Here is a 15336-nt window from a genome sequence, read left to right as displayed (position 1 = left end):
TAGACTACCGTGCTGTGTCTGAAAGCGTCGTGACCTCAGCTCAACCTCGGTGGGCCGCCCGGGTGGCGGCTATCGCCGGCGTTGTGGGTTTCTTGTTCTTTGTTGCGGTTCCGTTCCTGCCGGTCCACCAGGTGCAGTCGTCGCTGCAATGGCCGCAGGACGGGCGGGTGTCCTCGGTGACGGCCCCGCTGATTTCTTATGCGCCGGATCGGCTGGAGGCCCAGGTTCCGGTGCGTGCGGTCCATGAGCTGCGCAAGGACGAGTCGGTGATCCTGGGCACGCTGCCCAACGACTCGACGGATGCTTTCAACCGGGGGCTGTTCGTCCGCTCCTTCGACGGCGGCATGGATGTGGTCACCCGCGGGCACGTGATCTTTGAGCTGTCGCCCCGCCAGGTCGCCGCGCTGCCGCAGGACACGCTGGTGACGGTCTCCACGACCCCGGATGGGGCGACGGTGGCGGTCTCCGGGGATGCGGGCTCGCAGTTCTCCTCCGACGAGGATGCCGCGCAAGAAGACCTGCGCCCGCAGGTCGCCGGGGTGTTCACGGAACTCACCGAGGCCTCGGCACCCGCGCTTATCGACGCCGGCCTGCGCACCGACATCCAGATCAACTCCCGCTTCACCACGTCACCCACCGCCTGGAAGGCCGCGGCGATGATCATCGGCGGCGTGTGCCTGGTCATCTCCCTGTGGGCGCTGCGGGTGCTCGACCGCGCCGATGGGCGCGGGCGCATCCGGGTCATGCCCACCGGCTGGTGGCGCCCCCGCGGCATCGACGCCGTGGTCGGCGGGGTGCTGGCCTTCTGGCACATCTTCGGCGCGAACACCTCCGACGACGGCTACCTGCTGACCATGGGCCGACTCGCCGACCACGCCGGCTACATGGCCAACTACTACCGCTGGTTCGGGGTGCCCGAATCGCCGTTTGGCTGGCCCTACTATGACCTGCTGGGCCTGATGACCCGCGTGTCCACCGCCTCCGTGTGGATGCGCCTGCCCGCGCTGATCGCCGCCCTGATCATCTGGCTGCTGCTCTCCCGGTTCCTGCTGCCGCTGCTGGGCGGACAGCTGGGGCGCCGCCGCCTGGCGCAGTGGACCGCCGCCCTGGTGTTCCTCACCTTCTGGCTGCCCTACAACAACGGCACCCGCCCCGAGCCGGCCGTGGCGCTGGGAGCGGTGGCCGCCTGGGTCGCCTTCGAGCATGCGATTGCCGCCCGACGCCTCTTCCCCGCCGCCATCGGCGTCATCCTGGCCACCCTGTCCCTGGCGGCCGGGCCCACCGGCCTGATGGCCGTGGCAGCACTGGTCGCCGCCCTGGCGCCGCTGCTGCGCATCCTCATCGCCCGCCTGCCGCAGCTGGGACCGGACGCCTCGCGGGGCCGGCGCATCGGCGCCGTCCTCGCCCTGGTGGGGCCCTTCCTGGCCGCCGGCACCGCCATCCTGGTCGGCGTGTTCGGCCACCAGACCTTAGCCAGCGTGCTCGAGGCCACCCGGGTGCGCAGCCAGACCGGGCCCGCGCTGCCCTGGTATGAGGAGTTCGCCCGCTACCAGTCGCTGCTGTCCCTCGACTCCGTGGACGGCTCGATCACGCGGCGCTTCCCGGTGTTTATCTTCCTGGCAGCGCTGGTGATCGTGGGCGTGACGCTGCTGCGGCGCCGCGAGATCACCGGGGTGGCCACCGCGCCGACGGTGCGGCTGCTCATCATCGTCATCGGATCCTTCTTCTTCCTCATGTTCACCCCCACCAAGTGGACCCACCACTTTGGTGCCCACGCCGGCATCGCCGCGGCCCTGGCCGCCATCGCCGCCGTGGCCGTCAGCGCCGCCGCGCTGAAATCCGCGCGCGCCCTGACCCTGATCAGCGGGGCCTTCCTCATGATCTTCGCCCTGGCGCTCGCCGGCAAGAATGGCTGGTGGTACGTCTCCAGCTTCGCGGTGCCCTGGTGGGACCGGCCCATCCAGCTGCACGCCATCTTTGCCACCTCCGTGGTGCTCTACCTGGCGCTCGCCGTGCTCGTCTGCGGCGTGGCACTGTCCTTCCTGCGGGAGGTGCGCCGCGGGCGCGGCCGTGCACAGGTGGACGAGGGGGGCGTCGATAAGCGCACCTGGCGCGGTCTGGCAGCCGCACCCATCGCCGTCCTGTCCGCAGCCGTGCTCGTGCTGTCCCTGGGCAGCTTTGCCAAGGGCTTCGCCGAGCAATACCCCGCCTACTCCGTGGGCAAAGGCAACCTGCGCAACCTCACCGGACACGGCTGCGCGCTGGCCGACGACGTGCTCGTAGAAACCAACACCAACGAGTCCTTCCTCACCCCCGCCGACGGATCCCCCCTCGGCGACTCCCTCGACCAAGACGGCAACCGCGGATTCGGCCCCAACCAACTGCCCAAGGGCATCAACGGCGACGCCGACTCCTCCACCAGCTCCGCCAGCAACTCAGACACCATCGCCCACCAGGTTGCCGACGACGACGCCACCGACCACACCACCTCCTCCGGCCAAGACACCGGCACCTCCGGCGGCAGCCGCGCCCAAACCCAAAAGGGCCCCAACGGCTCCACCCAAAAACTGCCCTTCAACATCGACTACACCAAGGTCCCCGTCCTGGGCTCCTACCAGCAAGGCGAACAGCGCCCCGCCAAGGCCCGCTCCGCCTGGTACACCCTGCCCCGCGGCGGCGACGCCACCCCCGTCGTCGTGGTCTCCGCCTTTGGCAAGATCCACCACCACGACATCAACGGCATCGAGCAAAAGGGCCAAGACCTGGTCCTCGAATACGGCACCCGCGACGCCTCCGGCAAGGTCACCGACACCGGCTCCGTGGAAATGTACGACGTCGGCGGCTCCCCCCAGTGGCGCAACCTGCGCTACCCCATCGACAAACTGCCCGAGGCAGCCAACGTCGTGCGCATCCAAGCCTCCGACACCAACCTCGACGAAGACGAATGGGTCGGCTTCCTGCCCCCGCGCGTGCCCACGCTCGACACGCTCAGCCAGGTCATCGGCACGCAGCGCCCCGGACTCATCGACTGGCCCGTCGGCTTCCAATTCCCCTGCCAGCGGCCCTTCGACCACTACGCCGGGGTCATCGAAATCCCCGAATACCGCATCTCCCCCGACTACCCCGGCAAGTCCACTCTCACCCCGGTGCAAAACTACGTCGGCGGCGGCCCCATGGGCACCACCGAAGCCGTCAACACCACCTACGAACTGCCCGGCTACCTGCGCCACGACTGGGGCCGCGACTGGGGCTCCATCGAGCTCTACCGCCTGCGCACCAACTCCCAAGGCGACGCCCCCACGCCCGCGCACATCACCGAAGATGACGTCATCCGCTCCGGGATCTGGTCGCCCGGGAAGATGCACATCAAGACGAAGAAGGACTAGGCGGCGCTCGGCGGCTGGGGTCGGTGCGGCGCGGCTTGGCGCGCCGCCCGGTTCGCGGCGGTTCGAGCCGGAATGTCGTAACCTGCCGCGTCAAGTAATGCATTTCCCCAGGTCGCGAGAAACTTGACACGGCAGGTGACGACATTATGCCCAGCCCACCAACTATTCACCTCGCAGCAACCTCGGCGTCGCGCGTAAGCAACGCCAGCGTTGCCTGGCGGGTGCACCATCACAGGGGTTCCAACTCCTGCCCTGGAAGGTTCATCTGCCATGACGTCCCCACATCGCCTGCGCCGCTGTGTCACCACTGTGCTGGTGGCCGCCGCCCTGCCCGCCACTGCTCTACCGGCGCTGCCTGCGCTCGCCCACACCCCGCACCAAGCGCCGCAACAGCAGCAACAACAGCAACAGCAGCAGCCCCAGCCCGCGCCGGCTGCCATCGACCACACCGCCCTGGTCGGCGAGTTCTACCAGTGGTGGACCCCAGCCGCATTCGATAAGTCCTCCGAAGAGACCTTGCGCGCGACGGCCTTCAAGGGCGCCGTGACCGAGCAGGGCGCCGCGGTGCTCCAGCGCAACGATGAGACGCTGCTGGCCATCAACCACGCGGGCGCCGCCTCTGCCACCCAGGCCGCCCGCGCGGTTGTGGATGCGGATGGCACGTGGGTAGAAACGCTTGCCGACGCCCTCGGCCCCACCCTGGGCACCTACCTGCGCGAAGGCATCGAGCAGGGGGTGCTGCCGGACACCGATGCGGCCATCGCCGCGGCGGAGGACGCCGCAACGACCGGCACCGCGAAGACGGACTTCAATTTCCCCCGCCCCTTCCTGGCCACCGCGGATACGCAGCGCGGGGGTATCGGTGATCGCAGCCGCAATGGCGACAATGACCTGCGCGGCCTGGCCCCGCAGCTGGATATTCACCGGATCCCGGATCAGGGCACCCACCCGCTGACGGGCCAGACCCGCACGGTGGATTATGACGTCTTTGCCGGCGTGGGCCCGAAGGGCCTGCGCAAGCTGAATCAGGCTTTCCCCTCTGGGCACACCACCTACGCCTATGGCATTGGTGTGCAGCTGGCGCAGATCCTGCCCGAGCTGGGCCCGGAGATCATCACCCGCGCCTCCGAGGCGGGCAATAACCGCATCGTGTTGGGGGTGCATTACCCGTTGGATGTCATCGGCGGGCGCATCGAGGGCCAGGCCAACGCCGCGGCGTTGGCCGCCTCGCCGCAAGGTGGCGCGCTGATTGAGTCGGCGCGCGCGGAGTTGACCGGCTACCTGGCGGGCCGCTGCGCCGACGCCGGGCTGGGCGATTCGTTAGCGGCGTGCATCGCCCGCACGGGCCACTACACCAACGATTTCGTGGACGCGGTGTCCACCCGCCCGGTGACGGATCGCGCGTCCGCGCTGGAGGCCTTCCGCGCGCGCCTGACCTACGGATTTGCTCCGACGTCGGCGACCGATGCCGCTCCGGTAGTTCCGGCGGGTGCCGAGTCCCTGCTGGCCACGGCGTTCCCGCTTCTCGACGCCCCCCAGCGCCGCGCCGTCCTCGCCGCCACGCAGGGCCCCTCGGGCTACCCGTTGGATGCGTCCTCGCAGGGGTGGGCGCGGCTGAACCTGCCTGCGGCGTTGAGTTCCCGGGTGACCGTGGATGCCAACGGTGCGGTCATCGCGGTGGAGCCGGGGCAGCCGGAGGCGAGTGTGGTGCGGGCGACGGGGGCGTCGATAAGCAGCTAAAGCACGACCGAAGGCTACGCTTGGGGGCCGTGGCTAAGAAGAAGCAGAAGAAGGGTGCCACTCCCGCTACGCTCGCGCTAGAGCGTGCAGGGGTGGCGTTTTCGGTCATTGAGTTCGCCCATGATCCCGCCGTGAGTTCCTTTGGGCAGGAGGCGGCCGAGGCGTTGGACCGGGACCCGGCGAGTATTTGCAAGACGCTGCTGGTGGACACGGACCGCGGCGTGGGGGTGGCGGTCGTGCCGGTGACGGGTTCGTTGAATCTGAAGGCGGTGGCCGCGGCGCTGGGGGCGAAGAAGGCAGCCATGTGTGATCCGCATGCCGCCGAGCGGATGACCGGGTATGTGGTGGGCGGGATCAGCCCGATCGGGCAGAAGAAGGCCCTGCCCACCGTGTTGGATTCCTCCATTGCGCAGCTGGATCGGGTGCTAGTTTCCGGTGGGAAGCGCGGTTTTGATGTGGAGCTAGCTCCGCAGGATCTCGCGCAGGTCACCGGCGCGGTCTTTGCCCCCATCGCCCGGGACTAGCCCGGCGGGGGCGATGCCGTGCGCGGACTGCCAGGCGGCCAGCTGCGCGGTGGTGGTCACCAGCCCCGGGGTGTGGGTGGGGGGTTCGTCGCTGCGGGCCATCCGGTTGCCCCGCCAGAACAGCCAGACCACCGTGGGGTAGAGCACCAGGGAGACCAGGATCGGCCCGGCGATTTCCGCCACCGGCGAATCCCACATGATGTTCCAGCAGAAGTGCAGGGTAAAGGCCAGCGCCCACCAGCGCACGATGATCCACACGCGGGCGCCCATGCTCATTCCCTCCCCGAAGAGCGCCCAGCCGATGGCCCAGCCGATCATGCTGGTCAGGGTGATGTGCAGGCAGGGCCCGAGGATGAGCCGCAGGATCCACATGTGCAGCGTGCCGGTGACATCTGAGTTGGCGTCAAACAGCGCGCCCATCGCGCCGTACAGGCCGTTTTCATAGGCCTCGAAACCCAGCCCCACGATCGCGCCGGTGATCAGCCCATGCCAGGGGCGGGTGAGGTGCCGGAAGGACAGCAGCACAAAGAACACGCCGAGCGCCTTGCCAAATTCCTCCGGGTAGGCCCCGCCGAAGGACGCCCGCAGGGAGGGCAGCCCGATCCGGCTGGCCAGCTCGGTCGGCGGGCTGGCCACGATCAGCGCCAGGCTGGTGGCCACTGCCCCGCCCCACAGGTAGGCGGTGATGATCCACCAGGGCCCGCCGCCGCGCGGCCACATGGGGCTTAGGCGCAGCAGCACCAGGATCAGCGCCGTGTAGATGATGGCGCCAACCAGGCCGATGAGCCCGCCCTGCCAGGACAGCACCATGTTGAGCAGGTACATGACAACGGAGACGGGCACGCACACCACGCACAAAACGATCAGGGCGATGCGGAAACTGCGGCTCATGCGGCACGCTCCTTGGGGGTCTGGGTGGCCGTGAAAACCTGGGTGGCGGCGGGCCGGTAGGTGACGCTATCGACGGGCCGGGGTACCTCGAAGCCGAAGTCGGGGATCTTGCTGGGCAGCTCCTCGTCGTGGACTAGGTGGGCGACCTGGGCGACGGCGGCGTCGTCAAGCTCGGCGCCGGTGAGTTTCTGCCACATCATGCGGGTCAGTTCCGCAAGATCGTCCGGGTCCGTCGCGCGCCCGCCGTGGATGGTCAGGCTGAGGTAGCTCTCGCTGTCTGGGATGGGCGCGAGCATGGACACGATGTCAGAGGTGGCCGCCAGCAGCGGGGTGCCGTCTGGCGGGGTGGGGTACACCCTGCGGGTCTCCTGGTGGCCCTCGGCGGACTCAGCGGTAGCAACGGGGACAAGCGCGGGCAGGAACGGCCCGGCCGTCTCCACGGAGGCGGCGCGCGCCATGCGGCGCATGGTGGTGTGGGCATCCCGGATGCCATCAACCTCTACCGAGGACACGCGGGCGGAACCGCAGTTCCAGCTCTTGCCAAACACGGCGTCCGGGTCCACCTCGCAGCGCAGCGGCAGCGGGACGCTCCAGGCCTCATCGTCGGAGGCCAGGGTGACATCTTCGATCTGCGCGCCGGGGGTGGGCAGCAGCGCGTTGATGCCTACGGGCAGCGCAAAGAAGACGACGGTGACCGTCAGCAGCGTCACCCACAACCGTCCAAGGCGCCGCGGCTGGAATCTGTATCGAGGCATGGCCACCAGCCTAGAGGCACGCGCCTGCCGGGCGCTTCGGTGGCCTAGAGTGGGCGGCATGAATGACCTCTATTCTTGTGTCAACGGACCGTGGTTGGCGTCTCATGTGATTCCTGCTGATCGGGGGGTGGATGGGACTTTCCATGCGCTTCGCGACGCCGCCGAAGCCGACGTTCACGCCATCGTGCGCGACGACGAGGGGCTTCCTGGCGTGCTGTTTTCCTCCTTCATGGACACAGACGCCATCACGGCGGCCGGCCTGGCGCCGCTGGCAGACGACATCGCGCAGATCCGGGCGGCCGACAGCCCAGACGAGCTAGCCCGAGTCCTGGGACAGTTGGACCGCCACGGGGTGGGCGCCCCAGTGGGCTTTTGGGTGGAGAAGGATTCCCGAGGGGAAAACTCCGTGGTCTACCTGGTGCAGTCCGGGTTGGGATTGCCGGATGAGGCCTACTACCGGGAGGAGGCACACGCCCAAACCTTGGGCGCCTACCGCGCGCATGTGGGCCGGATGCTCTCCTTCCTTGTTGACCCTTCCTATTCAGACTGTCTGAACGCCCCCCTTGGTTCCCTGTCGCCGACCGAGGCTGCCGATCGCATCCTGGACCTGGAGGCGCAGCTGGCCAGCGGCCACTGGGATGTGGTGGCCAGCCGGGATGCAGTCAAGACCTATAACCCCACCCCGTTCGCGCAGCTGCCGCCGCTGGTCGCGGAGATGCTCACCGCCGCCGGGGTGCCCACAGAAGACGTCATTGTCATGATGCCGTCCTACCTGGATCACCTGGCCGAGCTCTTCGACGAGGAGCACCTGGAGGACTTCCGCCTGTGGGCCGTGTGGCACGTGCTGCTCAGCCGAGCGGGCCTGCTGGCCCCGGAGATCACGGAGGCGAACTTTGATTTCTTTGGCCGCACCTTGTCCGGGGCGACCGAGCAGCGCGACCGCTGGAAGCGCGGGGTGTCTCTGGTGGAGTCCATGGTGGGCCATGAGGTGGGCAAGGCCTACGTCAAGGAGCACTTCCCGGCCTCGTCCAAGGAGGCCATGCTGGGCCTGGTGGACCTGCTGTTGGAGGCCTACCGGGAGCGCATCACGGCCCTGGAGTGGATGACGCAGGAGACCAAGGCGCGCGCGCTGGAGAAGCTGAAGGCGTTCCGGGCGAAGATCGGCTACCCGGAGCATCCGCGCAGCTACGAGGGCCTGACTTTTAGCCCCGGCGGGCAGAATCTGGTGGCCAACGTGGCGGCCGCGGCGGCGTTTCGCAACGATGATGACCTGTCCAAGGTGGGCAAGCCGGTCGACCGGGACGAGTGGTTTGCCACCCCGCAGACGGTCAACGCCTTTTATAACCCGGTGGTCAATGACATCACCTTCCCGGCCGCGATTTTGCAGCCGCCCTTCTTTGACCCGGAGGCGGACATGGCGGAGAACCTGGGCGCCATTGGCGCGGTGATTGGCCATGAGATCGGTCACGGTTTTGATGACCAGGGCTCCCAGTATGACGGACAGGGCAACCTGGATAACTGGTGGACGGACGCGGACCGGGAGGCGTTTAGTGCGCTGACGGAGAACCTGGTCACCCAGTTCGACGGCCGGGTGCCCACCGTCCTGGCGGAGACTGGCATGGAAAGCCGGGGCGTCAATGGGCGCTTCACGCTGGGTGAGAACATCGGTGACCTGGGTGGTTTGGGTATCGCCGTGGCGGCGTATCGCAATTACCTTGCCGCCCAGGGGCAGACTTTTGCGGATACCCCGGCGCGCCCGTTCCCGGTCGACGGCGGCGAGCCGGTCCTGGCGCAGCAGGACTTCACGGGCCTCCAGCGGCTGTTTTTGGCGTGGGCGCGGGTGTGGCGCACGGCGATCCGCCCGGAGATGGCCACGCAGTATTTGGCCATTGATCCGCACTCGCCGGCGGAGTTCCGGTGCAATATCATCGCCGGGAATGTGGCGGAACTCTATGAGGCTTTCCCGGAGATCGGCCCGGATTCTGCGATGTATATTGCCCCGGAGGACCGGGTGACCATTTGGTAACCGGCTAGCCCGCCCAGTCCCGAGCCGCCCCGCCCAGTCCCGCTAGTCCGGCTGGGCGGCGGTTTGCCAGATCAGTTCGGCCAGCACCAGCGGTTGGGCTGTCAGCTGCGCGTTGGTTCCGGTCAGGTGCAGCGCGGAGGTTTGGTAGTCGGTGCTGGGGGCTCGCTGCGGGCCGGGCAGGTTGGGCAGGCGCAGGGTAAAGCCGCGGTCGTGGCCGTCGATGTGGACGGTGCCTACGGCGCGTTGCCGGGTGACCTCGTGGAGGGTGACGGCGCCGATGTCGTGGGCGTTGCCGGAGCCGCGCAGGGCGAGTACGTCGTCGGGGGTGGGGGTGATCTCGCCGGGGGTGAGGATGGCGCGCAGGTAGCCGGCGACGGCGGCGGGGTCGCTCATGCCGGGGGCGAGGATGGCGTGGGGGTCGTCGATGTTGTCAAAGACGGAGGCCAGGCCGTCGGCGGAGGCGGGCGCGCTGATGGACAGTTGCCTCAGGCGGCCGTCGAAGTCGCGGCCGATGATGGTTTCTACGTGGCTCACCCCGGGGAGGTGGTAGACGCCCAGGACGTCGCCAAACCCGCCGTAGCGTTGGGCGATCTGGGCGTGGAGTTCGGTGTGGGGGTACATGGGGTGTCCTTCCTGCTGCCCTGCTGCGCCTGTTCTGGCAGCGTGTCTGCCCAGCGTAGTCTGGGGTGCATGACGGATCCACAGTTGAGTGAGATTGAGCAGCTTGAGGTGTTGGGCAGCTACATCGATGCCCACTATCCTTTGCCCCCGTTTACCCCGCCGTGGAAGGCGCAGCCGGGCGATACCGTGGATGCGGGTCCGGCGGATGGGTGGTCGGCGCGTCTGCCGGATCGGCTGACGCATGCGGCGATGTTGCAGTTGGGTGCGGGGCTGAATCATGCGATGCCGGGGGTGGCGTATACGCAGGATGTGCCTGTTCGGGAGGTTCCGGAGGCGTCTGCCCGGTTGTATGGGGCGGACTGGCGCAGCGCTACGTGGGCGGTGTCGTTCCATTCGGGCGGCTGGTGGCGCGGGTCGGGGGATGCGTTGGAGTTGCAGTGGCGTCCGGAGGTTGCGGCGGCGGCGTCGCTGTCTGGGGTGCCGATCCTTGACGTTGATTATCCGTTGGCCCCGGAACACACCCTGCCGGAGATCATTGCCGCTGCGGAGGCGGCGGTGGATTATGCCCGCGGCCAGGGCGCTGATGCGGTGGTGGGGTGGGGGTATTCCTCCGGCGGTGCGCTTGCGGTGGCGTTGGCCCCGCTTGTCGACGCCCTGGTGCTCACCTTCCCCGATCTTGACTCGGTTCCCAATCTTCCGGACGAGCTGCGCGGTGGGGTGACGTTGGCGCAGCCGCAGCAGTGGCCGCGTTCTTTGGTGCAGATCGCGCTGGCGGATGAGGTTGCGGCGGTGCCCGAGGGCCTGAAGGGCAACGATCAGGTGCCCAGCCAGATCACGGTGCATCGCTTTGTTGCCCGCCATCGGGTGTCTACCCCGGCGGTGGCGCGGGCGCGCATCCGCGATGTGGCGGAGTTTTTGGAGTCCGTGCACCCGGATGCTCAGGCGCAGGAGTAGTCACAGCGCCTGGGAGGCCTCCACGGCCAGCCCGCCGTCGGCGGTGGGGGTGACCGTGGCGGAAACCCGGTAGACCTGGGCGAGCATCTGCGGTGTGATGACTTCCTGCGGGGTCCCGCTGGAGTGGACCGCGCCGCGGTGGAGGACCACTGCGCGGTGGCAAAAGCGCGCGGCCTGGCCGAGGTCGTGGAGGGCAACCAGGACGGCGGCGGGCCCGGCGGCGGCGAAGTCCCGGATGTGGCCGAGCAGCATGAGCTGGTTGCGCAGGTCGAGGGCGCTGGTGGGCTCGTCGAGGAGCAGGACGCGGGGGCGGCGGATGACCGCCTGGGCGAAGCTGACCAGTTGGCGTTGCCCGCCGGACAGTTGGGCCATGGGCCGATCCGCCAGGGCGCTTAAGTCGAGCTGGTGCAGCACCCCGGCGACGTCGTCACGCACCTGCGGTGAGACGCGCAGTCCGGCGAGTCCGCGGGCGGCCTGTTGGCGGGCCACCACGACGGATTCGAAGACGCTGAGCGCGCTGTGCGGCGGCGGGTCCTGCGGCAGGTAGAGCGGCTGGGGCCCGGTGACGGTGCCGGTGTGGCGGTGCAGGCCGGCCAGGGCGCGCAGGAGGGTGGATTTGCCGGAGCCGTTCGGCCCGATGAGCGCGGTGACCTCACCCGGGCGCAGCGGCGGGAGGGTGACCGCCGTGAGGATGTCGGTGGATCCTAGGCGCACGCCCAGTCCGGTGGCGCAGAGTTGTTCGCCCATGTGCTCACCCCCAGTTCCGGCGTCGAGTGGACATGATGATGACCATGAAGACGGGCACGCCGACGATCGCGGTGATGATGCCCACCGGCAGGATCACGCCCGGCTGGATGAGCTTGGACACCACCGAGGCGCTGGTGAGCAGCACCCCGCCGGACAGCAGCGAGGCGGTGAGGAAGTAGCGCTGCTCCTCGCCGACGAGGATGCGCGCCACGTGCGGGCCCACCAGGCCGATGAACCCGATGGTTCCGGCCATGGACACCGCGGTGGCGGCCATGAGGGAGACCCCCACGAGGGTGAGCGTGCGCACCCGGTCCACGCGCACACCCAGCGCCCGGGCGCGCTCATCGCCCATGCGAAACGCGGTGAGCTTCCAGGCGTTGGCGTAGAAGCCCGCCAGGCAGCAGCTGGTGACCACCGCCAGGGTGGCAATCTGGGCCCAGGTGGCCCGGGTCAGGGCGCCGAGCGTCCAGAAGACCACCTGCTCAAGCTGCGTTTCTGAGGCCACGTACTGCATGAGGGCGAGCAGGGCGTCGAAAAGGAAGACCAGGGCGATGCCCAGCAGGATCATGCTTTCTGCCCCGGAGCCGCGCATCCGCGCAAAGATGACGATGAGCGCGCACGCGCCGATGGCGCACACCCACGCGCTGCCCGCCATGCCCAGCGCCGCGCCCACCGCGGTGGCCCCGAAACCGGTGACCGCCGCCAGCGCCGCGCCGAAGCCCGCCGCCGCGGAAATGCCCAGCGTGTAGGGTTCGGCCAGCGGGTTACCCAGGATGGTTTGCATCTGGGCGCCCGCCGCCGCCAGCGCCACGCCCACGAGCACCGCCGTCAGCGTCATGGGCAGCCGGATGTCAAAGACGATCTGGCGCGCCACCGGGGCGACCTGCCCGCGGTGGGTGAGCACGTAGAGCGCCTGGCCGGGGCTCATCCGGCCGCTGCCGATGAAGAAGTCTGCCAGCGCGGCGGCCACGAGCAGGACCGCCAGGGCGACGACGATCCACAGCTTGCGCCTGCCGGCGCGGCGAAAGGCCGCCAGGGAGGCGTGCGCCTGCTGCTGGCGGGGGTGCGCCGCCGTCACGGAAGCGCGGTCCAGAACGTCCCGTCCGCGGGCACCGGCAGGAACTTCTCATGCAGCTGCGCCACCTCCGCCTGGGGGTCAATGTCTGCAAAGAGCTCCGGGTGCATGGCCTTGGCAAAGAACTCGATGGCCAGGAAGTTATAGGGCGAGTCGTAGAAGGGGTGCCAGGCGGCGAAGGTGCGCTTGTCCTTGACGGCCTTGAGCTCGCGGACCACGGTCTGCTTGTCCACCACGGACTTAAGATCCTGGGCGGCCTTGTCAAGCGGCTCCCCGTAGCCCAGCGGGACAAAGGTGCCCTCCTTGGCCGGGGTCTTGGCCGGGTCCCACGCCGCGCCGGTGGCAATGATCACCGCGGGATCCTTATCCGCCAGCGCCTCCGGGCTGACCTGCCCCTGCTTGCTATCGATCATGCCGTCGCCCAGGTTCTGCCCGCCGGCGGCGGCAACGATCTGCGCGAGGTTGGACTTGTTAAACGTTGAGCAGCAGTCAAAGTAGCCCGGCGCGCGCCACAGGAAGGTGGGGGTGGGCTGGGCGTGGGCCTTTTCTAGCCGGGAGGTCACCAGATCCACCTTGGACTGGTAGTAGTCGGTGAATTGCTTGGCTTCTGCTTGTTTGCCCAGGATCTCCCCCATGAGCGTGATGCTGGGGACGGTGTTTTTCACCGGGTCAACAAAGTAATCGATGGTGACGGTGGGAATGCCGGCGTCGTCCAATCCGGAGATGATTCCGGCCTCGTCGGCGGCGTCAAAATTGGCCGCGGATAGGACAAAGACGTCCGGGTCGGCGTCAAGGACCTGTTCCAGGGAGAGGGAGCCATCGTAGACCTCTCCGGTGGTGGTGATGTCTTTGAGCTGCGGAAATGCGCGCGCGTAGACGTCATAGGTGCCGGGGTCATTTTCCTTGAGGTCGTCCGGCCAGGCCACCACCCGGTCGATGGGGTTGGCCTTATTCAGCAACGCCGTGGTGTAAATCTGGCGCTGCCCGCCGAGGAATACTCGGGTGACGTTTTGCGGCACTTCCACCGTCCGGCCCTTGACATCCGTCACCGAATGCATGGGCCCCTTATCGCGCGCCGAATGCGAATCCGCGGAGCTACACGCCCCCGTCAACGCCAGGCCCGCGGCCGCGGCGACCGCCACGACAGCCCGCGCCGAGGCCCGCCACCCGCTATGAAGAGCAAACATGTGCTGTATACCTTCCCACTATGCGAGGACCCTGCGACACGGGGCCCGGCCGGCACCGAGCACCGTCCGCCCGCCGAGGTTAGCCCAGTCTGCCTTCACTTCCCAGACCGGTCTCAGGCAACGCTGAGATTCGGCGCCGATACGTCCGCGCCAATAAACCTGCCGTGGTGGCAAACCCGGCGACCAGACCGGCCCACACCCCGTATCCGCCCCACCCCACCGGCACCCCCAACACCACCAGCGCGGGCACCCCAACAACCCAATAACCCACAGTGGTCGCCCGCAGTCCAGAGACCGTGTCGCGCACCCCGCGCAGCAGCCCCACCAGCACGTTGCCGAGCCCCTTGGCGTACTGCTGGGCGACCGCAAAGTAGAGCAACATCGCGGCACTATGCACCGTGTGCGCGTCCGCGCCGGCCAGAAACACCCCCACCACCCAGCGCCCCGCGAGCACCCACGCCACACCCATCACCGTGAGATACACCACAACACAGACCAACACCCGCCGCGAGACCCCCGCCACGGCCGCCCGACCCTGCCGCAGCGCCGTGCTCACCAACACCGAACCGCCGTGCGAAAACCCGATGCAGACCTGGTAGACCACGTAGGCGATCTGGTTGACCACGGTGTGCGCCGCCAGCAGCTCCGGGCTCAGCGCCCCCATGGTCACCGCGGCGACCGTGGTCAGCGCCGCCTCCGAGCCGTAGGTCAGGGACACCGGGATGCCCAGCCGCACCACCTGCCGGATCATCGGGGCGTCGCCAGGCCGGGGCCACACCTGCACCACCGGCGCCACCGTTGCGTCTCGACGCACCATGGCCACGTAGGCCGCCACCGTCACCGCCTGCACGCAGCTGGTGGCACACCCCACCCCCACCGCGCCCCACAGCGGCGTGGGCGCCAGCGCAACAAAGCCCACGTCCAGCGCGCCATTGACCACTATCGACGCCACCGTCACCACCACCAGCGAACCCGGACGCCCCATCCCCACCGCCGTCTGGCGCAGCACGTTCATCCACATCATGGGCACCAGCCCCGGGGCCAGTGCCCCCGCAACCGCCAGGCACACCCACGCCACCTCGCGGTCTACCGGCAGGGCGAAAACCAGCCCCGCCAGGGCCATGAGTACCCCTCCCCCACCCACGGCCGTCGCGGTGCCCACCGCAAAAGAGGCGCGCACGCGCTGGCGAATCTGCGGCGCCGCGGTGGCCTCCGCGACCAGGTTCGAGCAGGCCGTGACCATGCCCACGCACATCGTGCGAATCTGGTTATACAGCTGCATGGCCAGCCCCCCGCCGGCGATGACCACCACCCCCAAGGTCTGGAGGACCGCCACGTCCGTGGTGGTCAGCGCCACCCCCGCCAATTGCACCCCGGCAATCGGCACGGACAGCGCGCATACCTGCCGGTAGCCGCCGCTTCGGGTCATC

Annotated in this window: 12 protein-coding genes; 5 read left to right on the top strand and 7 right to left on the bottom strand. The window is 68.6% G+C overall.

The window, feature by feature from the left end; genetic code table 11:
- Positions 1-14 precede the first annotated feature (14 nt).
- The 3 genes from LH390_RS00515 (at position 15) to ybaK (ending at position 5650) form a co-directional block, all read left to right on the top strand.
- Positions 15-3386, top strand: coding sequence for an arabinosyltransferase domain-containing protein (locus LH390_RS00515; protein ID WP_227281102.1), 3372 nt, complete (start codon positions 15-17; stop codon positions 3384-3386).
- Between the two features lie 270 nt (positions 3387-3656).
- Positions 3657-5126, top strand: a complete 1470-nt coding sequence (locus tag LH390_RS00510) for a phosphatase PAP2 family protein (protein WP_227281103.1) — start codon at positions 3657-3659, stop codon at positions 5124-5126.
- A gap of 29 nt (positions 5127-5155) precedes the next feature.
- Positions 5156-5650 carry a Cys-tRNA(Pro) deacylase gene (gene ybaK, locus LH390_RS00505; protein WP_227281104.1) on the top strand — a complete coding sequence of 165 codons (495 nt, stop codon included), beginning with the start codon at positions 5156-5158 and terminating at the stop codon, positions 5648-5650.
- Here the strand turns inward: ybaK and LH390_RS00500 are convergent.
- Positions 5588-6541, bottom strand: a complete 954-nt coding sequence (locus LH390_RS00500) for a PrsW family intramembrane metalloprotease (RefSeq protein WP_227281105.1) — start codon at positions 6539-6541, stop codon at positions 5588-5590. The genes ybaK and LH390_RS00500 overlap by 63 nt on opposite strands.
- Entirely contained in the window at positions 6538-7296 is a 759-nt protein-coding gene (locus LH390_RS00495; RefSeq protein ID WP_227281106.1) for a hypothetical protein, read from the bottom strand. The genes LH390_RS00500 and LH390_RS00495 overlap by 4 nt, the downstream gene beginning before the upstream one ends.
- Positions 7297-7354: 58 nt before the next feature.
- Between LH390_RS00495 and LH390_RS00490 the strand changes: the two genes are divergently transcribed.
- Positions 7355-9322, top strand: coding sequence for a M13 family metallopeptidase (locus LH390_RS00490; RefSeq protein WP_227288241.1), 1968 nt, complete (start codon positions 7355-7357; stop codon positions 9320-9322).
- Between the two features lie 42 nt (positions 9323-9364).
- Here LH390_RS00490 and LH390_RS00485 read toward each other — a convergent pair whose 3' ends face one another.
- On the bottom strand, positions 9365-9943 hold the full coding sequence (locus LH390_RS00485) for a hypothetical protein (protein ID WP_227281108.1): 579 nt from the start codon (positions 9941-9943) through the stop codon (positions 9365-9367).
- 69 nt (positions 9944-10012) lie between these two features.
- On the opposite strand from LH390_RS00485, the gene LH390_RS00480 reads away from it, so the two are divergent.
- Positions 10013-10897 (top strand): alpha/beta hydrolase, encoded by an 885-nt coding sequence (locus tag LH390_RS00480; protein WP_227281109.1) that lies wholly within the window; start codon positions 10013-10015, stop codon positions 10895-10897.
- On the opposite strand, the gene LH390_RS00475 is transcribed toward LH390_RS00480, so the two are convergent.
- The 4 genes from LH390_RS00475 to LH390_RS00460 form a co-directional block, all read right to left on the bottom strand.
- Positions 10898-11644 (bottom strand): ABC transporter ATP-binding protein, encoded by a 747-nt coding sequence (locus LH390_RS00475; protein ID WP_227281110.1) that lies wholly within the window; start codon positions 11642-11644, stop codon positions 10898-10900.
- A gap of 4 nt (positions 11645-11648) precedes the next feature.
- Positions 11649-12722 (bottom strand): FecCD family ABC transporter permease, encoded by a 1074-nt coding sequence (locus LH390_RS00470; protein ID WP_399524741.1) that lies wholly within the window; start codon positions 12720-12722, stop codon positions 11649-11651.
- Positions 12719-13906, bottom strand: a complete 1188-nt coding sequence (locus tag LH390_RS00465) for an ABC transporter substrate-binding protein (protein ID WP_227281111.1) — start codon at positions 13904-13906, stop codon at positions 12719-12721. The genes LH390_RS00470 and LH390_RS00465 overlap by 4 nt, the downstream gene beginning before the upstream one ends.
- A 79-nt stretch (positions 13907-13985) precedes the next feature.
- Positions 13986-15335 (bottom strand): MATE family efflux transporter, encoded by a 1350-nt coding sequence (locus LH390_RS00460; protein ID WP_283095033.1) that lies wholly within the window; start codon positions 15333-15335, stop codon positions 13986-13988.
- Position 15336: the final 1 nt, after the last annotated feature.

The sequence above is a fragment of the Corynebacterium uberis genome (genome assembly GCF_020616335.1).
In the GTDB taxonomy this organism is placed as follows: domain Bacteria; phylum Actinomycetota; class Actinomycetes; order Mycobacteriales; family Mycobacteriaceae; genus Corynebacterium; species Corynebacterium uberis.
Note: the sequence above shows the minus strand (reverse complement) of the source record. Positions and strands in the feature narration are given on the sequence as shown.

Excerpts from the sequence above, each read along its gene's own strand:
- LH390_RS00485 (WP_227281108.1), bottom strand. The coding sequence starts at position 9,943 with ATGTACCCCCACACCGAACTCCACGCCCAGATCGCCCAACGCTACGGC.
- LH390_RS00490 (WP_227288241.1), top strand. The coding sequence starts at position 7,355 with ATGAATGACCTCTATTCTTGTGTCAACGGACCGTGGTTGGCGTCTCAT.
- LH390_RS00495 (WP_227281106.1), bottom strand. The coding sequence starts at position 7,296 with ATGCCTCGATACAGATTCCAGCCGCGGCGCCTTGGACGGTTGTGGGTG.
- LH390_RS00475 (WP_227281110.1), bottom strand. The coding sequence starts at position 11,644 with ATGGGCGAACAACTCTGCGCCACCGGACTGGGCGTGCGCCTAGGATCC.
- LH390_RS00480 (WP_227281109.1), top strand. The coding sequence starts at position 10,013 with ATGACGGATCCACAGTTGAGTGAGATTGAGCAGCTTGAGGTGTTGGGC.
- LH390_RS00500 (WP_227281105.1), bottom strand. The coding sequence starts at position 6,541 with ATGAGCCGCAGTTTCCGCATCGCCCTGATCGTTTTGTGCGTGGTGTGC.
- LH390_RS00460 (WP_283095033.1), bottom strand. The coding sequence starts at position 15,335 with ATGACCCGAAGCGGCGGCTACCGGCAGGTATGCGCGCTGTCCGTGCCG.
- LH390_RS00465 (WP_227281111.1), bottom strand. The coding sequence starts at position 13,906 with ATGTTTGCTCTTCATAGCGGGTGGCGGGCCTCGGCGCGGGCTGTCGTG.
- LH390_RS00510 (WP_227281103.1), top strand. The coding sequence starts at position 3,657 with ATGACGTCCCCACATCGCCTGCGCCGCTGTGTCACCACTGTGCTGGTG.